At 40.1% G+C, this 10,202-nt stretch carries 1 protein-coding gene; it reads left to right on the top strand.

Going from position 1 to position 10,202, the window contains the following annotated elements:
- Positions 1-7: 7 nt before the first annotated feature.
- Positions 8-10,150: an LPD38 domain-containing protein gene (locus VYM24_RS19840; RefSeq protein WP_330940737.1), complete on the top strand. Its 10,143-nt coding sequence runs from the start codon at positions 8-10 to the stop codon at positions 10,148-10,150.
- Positions 10,151-10,202: the final 52 nt, after the last annotated feature.

The following is a 10,202-nucleotide window of genomic DNA, read 5'->3' as shown; positions in this document are numbered from 1 at the left end:
TAATGTATTGAAAGATACAGAAGGTGATGTTTATGTCATTGACGCTGATTTCAAACGTAATATTCCCACCCCGAAAGAAAACAATCCAGCACAATTTGTTTCTCCCCAATTGGAACCTGGGGAAGATATATTGGATTATACCAATAGAATATCAGAGTCTAAGCGTCTATTTGATGCTGAACAGGAAGTAGATACTAATCCAACTGAAGCACAGAAGTCAGCCGGTAACTATAAGAAAGGGCATATTAAGATTGATGGGTACGACATTACTATTGAGAACCCGAAAGGTAGTGAACGTTCGGGGGTAGATACTAATGGCCAACCGTGGAGTGTTACCATGAACAACACCTATGGTTATATCCGTGGTACGGAAGGAGTGGACGGTGATCATATTGACGTATTCTTGTCGGATAATCCGGCCGGTGGCAAAGTATATGTCATTGACCAGATGAATGAAGACGGTTCCTTTGATGAACACAAGGTAATGTATGGCTTCAATTCTGCTTTGGCAGCAAAGAGGGCTTACATGAAGAACTATTCTCCAGGTTGGAAAGGTTTAGGAAAGACTACAGAAGTATCAAAAGAGGTGTTCAATGAGTGGGTGAAATCTTCAAAACGTAAGACGAAACCTTTTGCTGAATACAAGATTGCAAAAGAAAATGCTGATAATATCGCAGAAATACAGTCAGAAGACGTATTACAAGCCGACACGGTGGAATATGGGGTTTCCAATAAATTGGTGTCTAAGGATAGATACGAAGAATTGAAGAATAAACTTCGTGGAAAGCTTGGACAAATGAATATTGGTTTTGACCCTGAATTGTTTTCCATCGGAGCGGAGATGGCGGCATATCATATTGAAGCTGGTGCCAGGAAATTCGGAGATTTTGCCCAAAGAATGATTGAGGATGTTGGCGATGCCGTTCGTCCATATCTGAAATCTTTCTATGAGGGTGCACGCCAGTTCCCGGGTATGGAAGATTTTCAGAAGGACATGGATGAATACCATGCAGTGAAGGACTTTGATACTGACTCATTTGACAAGCCTGTAGAATCCATAGGTAAAGCTACATTGCCTGCCAAAGAAAGTAAGTCAAATAATAGGAAATCATCTGAGAATACGGTATCTTCGCAAAAGAGTGAAAGTAATAAGCCTGCCGAGATGCAGGATTTGTTTAATCAAAATTTAGAAGATCATGGCGAACGAAGAAACTCCGAAGAGCGAAATCCGGATACGGATAGAAGCATGGGAGGAAAAACACGGGAAGAAACTGTCAGAATTGAACGGCGAAGAAACGATACAGGCGTGCATGGACATAATGTGCCTGACGCGGACAGAAGCGGAAGAATACCTGAGTCAACAGGCCGCGTCGTCTCTCCTGTAAAAGTTCAACGAAATCGAAATAACTATAATTTCGGTGAGAACCACATTGATGTTCCTGCCGGTGATGTTGCCAAATTAAAGGCAAACATTGATGCCATCCGTACACTTAGAGAAGTGGAGAATAGCGGAAAGCCGGCTACGGAACAGCAAAAAGCAAAGTTAGCCCGTTATGTAGGCTGGGGAGGATTGGCTAACGCATTAGATGAAAATAAATTTAAAGCCAGTGAACGTTCTTGGATTGCCGATGCCAACTGGAACGCGAAGTACCTCCCTTACTACAAGCAACTAAAAGAATTACTCTCTCCTGAAGAGTTTAGAAGTGCGGTCCAATCAACTACTACGTCGCATTATACTCCCGAACCTATAATCCGAAATCTTTGGAACATTGCTACACGCGTAGGGTTTACCGGTGGAATGATAAGTGAACCAGCCATGGGAGTGGGGCATATTCTTGGTTTGATGCCTAAAGGTATTGCCGAAAATTCTCAAATCAGCGGTTTTGAGATTGACAGTTTATCTGGGAGGATAAGTAAAGCATTATATCCGGATGCTAATACAAAGGTACAGGGCTATGAGACGGAGTTTGCTCCACAAAGTAAGGATCTTGTTATTACCAATGTGCCTTTTGGTAAAGATGCTCCTTATGATAAGTTCTTGGATAAGTCGCTTAGGAAAAAGCTTGGTGGGGCATACAATCTTCATAATTATTTTATAGCAAAGGGATTACTTGAACTGAAAGAAAATGGTTTAGGAGTATTTATTACGTCGTCTGCAACTATGGATGGTGCTGACAGCCGGTTCCGTGAATTTGTTGCCGGTAATGGTTTTGATATGGTTGGAGCTATACGCTTGCCCAATGATGCTTTCCAAAAAAATGCAGGTACGAGTGTTACGGCTGATATTCTAGTATTCCGTAAGAGAAAAGCAGGTGAGGTGGCTAATGGCGTGAATTATATTTCCACTACTCCTGTGGGAGAGGGTACCTATGAAGAAAAAGGCGAGAAGCGGACGAAACCCATAATGATTAATGAATATTTTGCTGCCCGTCCTGAAATGATGCTGGGAGAAATGATGACGGCATTTGATGCTGGTAGTGGTGGCTTATATAGTGGAGCTTCGCAGACATTAAAGGCTCGGTCTGGTCTGGACTTATCTCAAGCGATTAGTGAAGCTATCGGAAAGTTACCGGAAAATATTTTGGGAAAGGTAGAGAATAGTGCTGTGGTTAAGGATAAAGAACAAACCACCCAGAAAGATGGAACATTGACCGTTAAAGATGGAAAGATATATGTTGCCATGAGTGGGGTTTTAGAACTTGTTCCCGTAAAAGAAACGTTTACCTACAACGGTAAATTGCAGAAAACGGTAGATGCTGTACAGAGTTACAATGATCTTAAATCCACACTAAAGAAACTTATTGCTGCGGAACAGAGCTTAGATATAGACCCTGAACCTATAAGGAAAGAGCTAAATAAGCAGTATGATGCTTTTGCAAAAAAATACGGTACACTCAATCGTAACAAAGCATTAGATAATGTTCTCGTAGAAGACTTTGAACGTTACCTTCCTCTATCATTAGAAGACGTTACCAAAGTGCCATCTGCCACAGGTAAATCATCGGTTTACCAAATAACCAAAGGTAAAGGCATTTTGGATAAACGAGTTAGTTATCCTGTGAAAGAACCATCTAAAGTGGATAATTTGCAGGATGCTGTAAACATCAGTCGCTCCTATCGTGGCGCTATAGATATCCCATATATTTCTCAACTAATAGCGAAGAGTGAGGAGGAAGTTATTGATGATATGTTGCGTGATGGGGTGGCATATCGTGACCCTTTGACTGGTGACTTAATAGATAGGGGTACATATCTTTCCGGTAATGTTAAAGAAAAACTGGAAGAGGCAAGAACAGCAGCGGAACGTGACCCGGCCTTTGAAAAGAATGTGGAAGAACTTATCAATGTCCAACCTGAAATGATACGTTTTGGTGATATAAGTTATCGTCTTGGTACCCCCTGGATACCTACTGAGTTCATTGATAAGTTTGCGGAGGATGTCTTAGGGCTTTCGGATACTGGATTGAATTTTGTTTCAGTATTAAATGAATATGTCACAGGCAAATCTATTAGTGTAGCAGATTATGCAAAAGCCGGCATATATAAAACTGACCGGCTTGGAACGATTAATTTATTCGAGGCTGCATTAAATCAACGGAAACCGAAAGTTTATGATGAGATTAAAAACGGGGAACAAAAGATACGTGTCGTCAATGAGGTGGAGACACAAGCCGCTGCTGAGAAGGTAATGGAAATCTCTGATAAATTCATTGAATACATCGACGGGCAGAAAGCGTTTCATAAAGAGTTAGAACGGATTTACAATGACAAGTATAATAACTTCCGCCTGAAGGAATATGACCTGCCAGCTTTTGAACATTATCCAAATTCTAATTCCCAAATAACATTGCGTATCCATCAAATGAGAGCTGTACAGCGTAGTTTAGGGGAAAGCACTTTGTATGCTCATCAAGTAGGTACAGGCAAAACATTCACGATGATTACCACCGCGATGGAAATGCGGCGTTTGGGAATCGCCAGAAAACCTATGATTGTTGTTCAAAATGCCACATTGGAAGATTTTGTAAAAGACTTCTATAAACTATATCCAGGTGCTAATGTCTTGGCTCCTGGGAAAGACGAACGAAGTGCAGATAATCGTAAACGTTTATTTAATCTGATTGCAACGGGGGATTTTGATGCGATTATCATACCTCAATCATTTATGCAATTTATACCGGATGATGAGGGGCGAAAGAAGAAACTCATTCAACAAAAAATTGAGGAGTATGAGAGAGTTATTGGGGCTACTGAGAATGACTCTTTGAGGCGTAGATTAGAAAAGGAAGTAGCTGACCTTCAAAATCAATTTGAAGGAGTTGAGAAACCTAAAAAACGATCAGTAAAAGATAGGGCCAAGGCTGAGAATCGTATCAAAACTAAAATGGAACGCCAGCTTGATCGGAGAACTGACGATGTATTGACTTTTGAGCAAATGGGCATAGATGCATTGTTTATTGATGAGGCTCATAACTATAAGAAGATTGGGTTTGTTAGTAAGATGAGCAATGTTAAAGGTATTGATACTACTGCATCCCAACGTGCAAACAGCTTGCTACTAAAGGCCAAATGGGTACAGGAGAAGAATAACGGCCGTAATGTAATACTTGCTACCGGTACTCCTATAACGAATACGATGGCAGAAGTCTGGACTATGATGAATTTTGTTGCCCCTGATATTCTTGAAGCTTATAACATTCAGACTTTTGATGAATTTGCAACAACATTCGGTACGGTGGAACCTTCTCTTGAATTTACGGCTACCGGGAACTTCAAAATTGCGGACCGCTTTAAGAGTTATGTCAATGTACCGGAGTTGGTGAAAGCTTTCCGTAGTCATGCCGATGTTGTTTTGACGGAAGATGTAGAAGAGTTTCAGGAAAGTAGTAGTATTCCAAAACTCCGGGATGGAGCGATGACCAATATTGTCATTGATAAAAACGAAGATCTGGAAGACGTAATGCAGATTCTCATAAGTGAGTTGGAAAGATTCAGCAAAATGAGCGGTAAAGAGAAAAGAAGAATGAGCGCACTTCCTCTTGTTGTTTTTACTAAAGCAAAACAAGCTGCGATTGATCTCCGATTACTTAATCCTTCATTTGCAGATAATCCCAATAGCAAGACTAATCAGGTTGTATCAAATGTCGTAAAACTCTATAATGAAAGTAACGCGGATAAAGGGGCACAACTTATTTTCTGTGATAGTTATCAGTCTCCCGGGGAACAGCCCAAAATGGATTTGTTTGACTATGATCCGAATACTCCTCGTTTCAATCTTTATGAGGACATAAAACAAAAACTGATAGCCCAGGGAATACCTGCCAAAGAAATTGCTATCATTAATAACTATGATGGTGAACGTCGGAAAGGTTTGTTTGAGAAAGTACGCTCTGGTGATGTTCGTATATTACTTGGCAGTACTGAGAAAATGGGAGTAGGCGTTAATGTTCAGGATCACTTATATGGTTTGCATCATATTGATGCTCCGGTACGTCCTATGGACTTTGAACAAAGGAATGGTAGAATCCTTCGGCAAGGCAATAATTATGCTCTGTGGGGCAAACCTGTAAATGTAGTGACCTATGGTGTTCAGGGAACTTTGGATGCTACAGCTTATGACCGCCTGAGAATAAAACAGAACTTCATTAATCAAATGATGAAAGGTAATGTTTCTGGCCGTATTATGGAAGAACAGGATGATGAGGACCCCAGCGGAATGACATTTAACCAGATGGCAGCTACATTGTCCGGTGATAAGACGGCTCAACTCCTATTTGTTGCTGAGAATTTATTAAAGAAACTACGTAATTTAAAACGAAGTGATGCAAACAGTAAGAGTGGTATGGCTGAGAGTATTGAGTATGCCAGAAATCGAATTATCCATGATAAAGGTCAGAAGAAAGTATATGAACGTGCCTATAAAACTATAAGTGAGTATTTCCCTGACGGCGTTGAGAGTGTTACAGTTGACGGTAAAACTTATACGGAGAAATTTGGACCTGCATTAGAGCCGGTTATTGCCTCTTATGAAGATGCATATAGCCTTAATCGTGGGACAGCGCCTCTAAAAATAATGTTGAATAATAGCAAGGCGGAAGTCATTGTTCATTTCAATGAGGGTAGGATGGTGTATGAACTGTATGCTGGCAATGAACATATTGTTGAAGGACGCCAATTCAATGGTGGTAAAGGTTTGATGTCAAGTATTGAGCACCAATTGAAGGCCGTGGAGAAAAACTTGTCTGATATTGATGAGAAGATAGCTTCCTATGAAAAGAGGGTCCAGGGACTAACGGAAGCAATGAATACTCCGTGGGGACGCGAAGATGAATTAAAAGCAGCTGAAAAGGAAGTTGAGGGCTTGAAAAAACAATTGGAAGAAAAAGCTAAAGCATCGGATGAAAATAAAAAATATCGTATTGCTGAAGATGAAAGTACAAGGAATAGTAAGCGCCTGTCTTCCGTTATAGTGGAACAGGCGAAGATGTTGAATACTCCTGTACGGATTATAAACAGCATTGATGAATTGCCGAATGATGATGATGCTCGCATCCAAATAGAAAATGGAAGTAATGTGAAAGGATGGTTTGATTCAAAAACAAAAGAAGTTGTCGTTTACCTGCCTAATGCCGTATCTGTTGAAGATGCGCAGGCTACTGTATTGCATGAAACTGTTGGACATCGTGGGCTGAATGAAGTATTCGGGGAACAGTATGATGATTTCATTGATAAGGTTTTTGAAAATGCTATTCCAGCAACAAGAAAGAAAATCATTGACCTTGGAATTAAACGCGGGTACGATTTTCATTTGGCCACAGAGGAATATCTTGCTGAATTGGCCGAAAAAGGTTTTGAACGTGAAAATGGTTTCTTACAGACAATTAAGTCTTTGCTCACAGATATGCTCCGTCGAGCTAAAATCAAACTTGGTTTCAGATTGAATGATGGAGATTTACGATATATGCTTTGGAGAACCTATCAATTGAAGACAGAAGGACACTCGACAGATGCTTTCGCTAAGGATATGTCCATGCGATATAAATTGAAAGTTGGTAATTACCGAGAGACACCGGTTCGGAAAAAATACAGGAGTGATAATGCAACAGCTGAAAAAGATGTAGCTAAACATTTGTATGAGGCCCGTACTTTAGATAGGATGTATAAGTATCAAGAAGCGTATCAAGATAGCATGTTGGGGTTGAAAACTCTGCAAGAAGCACTTGAAAAGGAAACAGATAAACCTATTGCAGATTATGAAAATGCTTATATGGCCGAAAATCAATTAAGCAGTAGGAATTCATTTGAACAGGAATTTTATAAAATGAATTTCTTTGATCCGATAATGTCAGAAGTGAACAAACTAATAAAGACTGGGGTAGAGTATGACGATATATTGGATTATTTGAAAGCTAAACATGGTCTTGAAAGAAATGAAGAATTTGCCAAACGTGCTGCGGAGAAAGCAAAGGAGCCATTTCTTGAAAAGCTTAATGATTTGGAAAAACTTTTGGCCAATGGTGGTATTGATGGGTTAACTTTTGATGAGGAGCGAGATAATTTAAAGTCCGAGATGGAAGAAGCTGCAGAGGATGCATATTTTGAGGCTCGTGGAAAAGACTTCTCCGGCTTGTCTTCTCTTACTAGTGAGAAAGAGAATTTTACTACTGAGGCTGAGAAGTTAGTATCTACTTTTGAAGAAGCTAATGAGACTACTGTTCTTTGGGAAAAGATTAATGCTGCAACAAAAGAAAGTCTCAAAAAGACCTATGAGTGCGGCTTAATGACAAAAGATGTTTATCAGAAAGTTAGTACTATGTTCAAGTATTATATTCCACTACGAGGCTGGAAAGAGGATACTGCAGCAGATGTTTATGATTATATCATGGAAGAACGTCCAATATTCAATGTACCTGTGAAGAAAATGGAAGGTCGGGTGTCTGAGGCTGACGATCCGCTGGCAACAATAGCTAATATGGCCGAAAGTGCCATCATGCAGGGGAATAGGAATCTTATGAAACAACGATTCCTGGCAATGGTTATTAATCATCCAACAAGCCTTGCTACAGTGAAGCAAATGTGGTATACCTATGATGGGGTGCGAGATGAATGGCAGCAAGCTCTACCTGAGATACCGGAAGACGCAACAGGGGAGGAAGTGGCTGCTTTAGTCGAAGAATTTGAAAGAAGAATGGTAGAGCTTGCAAGAGAAGGACTGGCTCGCAAAGGACGGTTAGAGGTACCATATAGGGCATTGCCCAGAGAACAAAGGCAGCACATGGTCATAGTAAAGAAGGATGGCCTTGAATACACTGTTTATATCAATGGTAATCCAAGGGCGGCACAGGCTATGAATGGTTTGACAAATCCAGATAGTGGTTCCCATAAACTTGTAAACTTGGTTAAGCGCATCAATCGGCAAATGGCTGCAAACTTTACGACCAGAAATCCGGCTTTTGTAATTAGCAATTTGGCAAGAGATGTGATATTTTCCACTTCCGCAATAACTATTAAGGAAGATCATAAGTATTCAAGTCGTTTTAGAAGGAATCTAATTAAAAATGGACTGGGGTTAAGACTTGGAGAATTGTTATATAAGTCTGAGAAGAACTCTCTCGACCTGAATAATGAATTGGAACGTTATTTTTCGGAGTTTCTTAAAAATGGTGGAGAAACAGGCTACACGGCGTTACATAGTGTAGAAGAACATCGAAAGATGATAGAGCGTTCAATTATGGATGCTAAAGGCCTTGTCGATTTGGGACGGATATTTGGAGTTAAACCAGGTAAAGTTACCGTACCTACAACAATGGGGATTGTACCTGCTTTCCAGTTTATGGCAAAATGGACTGAGTTTGGTAATAGATGTGCTGAAGATGTAAGTCGTTTCACTACTTATATGACGAGCCGTCAAATGGGACGGAGCATTTCAAGAAGTATTAGTGATGCAAAAGAAGTTACGGTGAATTTCAATAAAAAAGGAGCTGGTGGCCTGGGCGCTACTACATTTAAGTCTCTTTTCTTATTTTTCAATGCTGCTGTACAAAGTTTAGCTAATTTTGCGAATTTAGCAAAGGCTAATCCAAAGCGTTTTTCTGCTGCAATTGGTGGCTTTACTGCAGCTGGGATATTATTGCCTATCATGAATAACTTACTCATTGGTATGTTTGGTGGTGATGATGATAAAGATGCCTATGAAAACCTGCCGGAATGGGTAAGGAAGAATAATTTCTGTTTCTGGTTAGGTGGTGATAAGTTCCTTACTATTCCAATACCAATCGAATTGCGTGCTTTTTATGGAGCTGGCGAACTGTTCCGTTCTTATATGGAAGGTAAAGGGGATAATCGCAATATTGGAATGGAGTTGATGGGACAGTTTACCGAATTACTGCCTATTAACCCATTTGGTGGTGGAGAGTGGAATATTCCCAAAGGTACACCAACGAAAAATATAGTTGGTACTGTTGTTGGCAATCTAATGCCTGATGCTGGTAAACCGGTTTATCAGGTAGCACAGAATAGAAATTTCTTTGGTAAACCCATTTACAAAGATAATTTCAATGAACTTATGCCGGAATGGACTAAAGCTTATGCCGGCACATCTAAGGCTCTTGTTTCCTCTGCCAAATTACTGAATGAAGTAACGGGTGGTGATAAATACGATAGAGGGCTATTAAATATGAACCCGGCAATTTTTGAACATTTCTTTGAAAGCTATTTTGGAGGATTGGGGAAAACCATAAATCAGGTCGGAAAGACGGTTTCAATGATTTGGGACGAAGATGAAAGAATGTGGCGGAGTGTTCCTGTATTAAATCGGTTCTTGAGTGGTGGTGATGAAAGGAATGTTTTCAGTCGCGTAAATGAGGCATACTTTAATTACTTAGGCGATTATAAGGTCGTTGAGAATAGACTTCGCGGCTATAAAAAAGAAATAAAGACTGGGAATGAACAGTATAGAGCGAAGTTGAAAGAATTGGAGAACTCATCTGAATATGAACGTTACTCGGTATTAAAGAAATATCAGAAACGAGTAAAATCATATCAGGATTTGATAAAAGAGGAAACGGATAGGGAGACTCGAAAAGCGTATGAGACTGCCCTGAACCTTCTTAAAGCAGAAATAGTAGAAGAACTTCGGAGCATTAAGTAGCTTTTGTTGTAAATCAACAACTACCTAATGGGTTAACTGTCTTACTTTTGTG

Origin of the sequence: Bacteroides sp. MSB163 (assembly GCF_036416795.1) — a bacterium.
Classification (GTDB): Bacteria; Bacteroidota; Bacteroidia; order Bacteroidales; family Bacteroidaceae; genus Bacteroides; species Bacteroides maternus.
The sequence above is the reverse complement of the archived record's forward strand: the minus strand, read 5'-3'. Positions and strand labels throughout refer to the sequence as shown.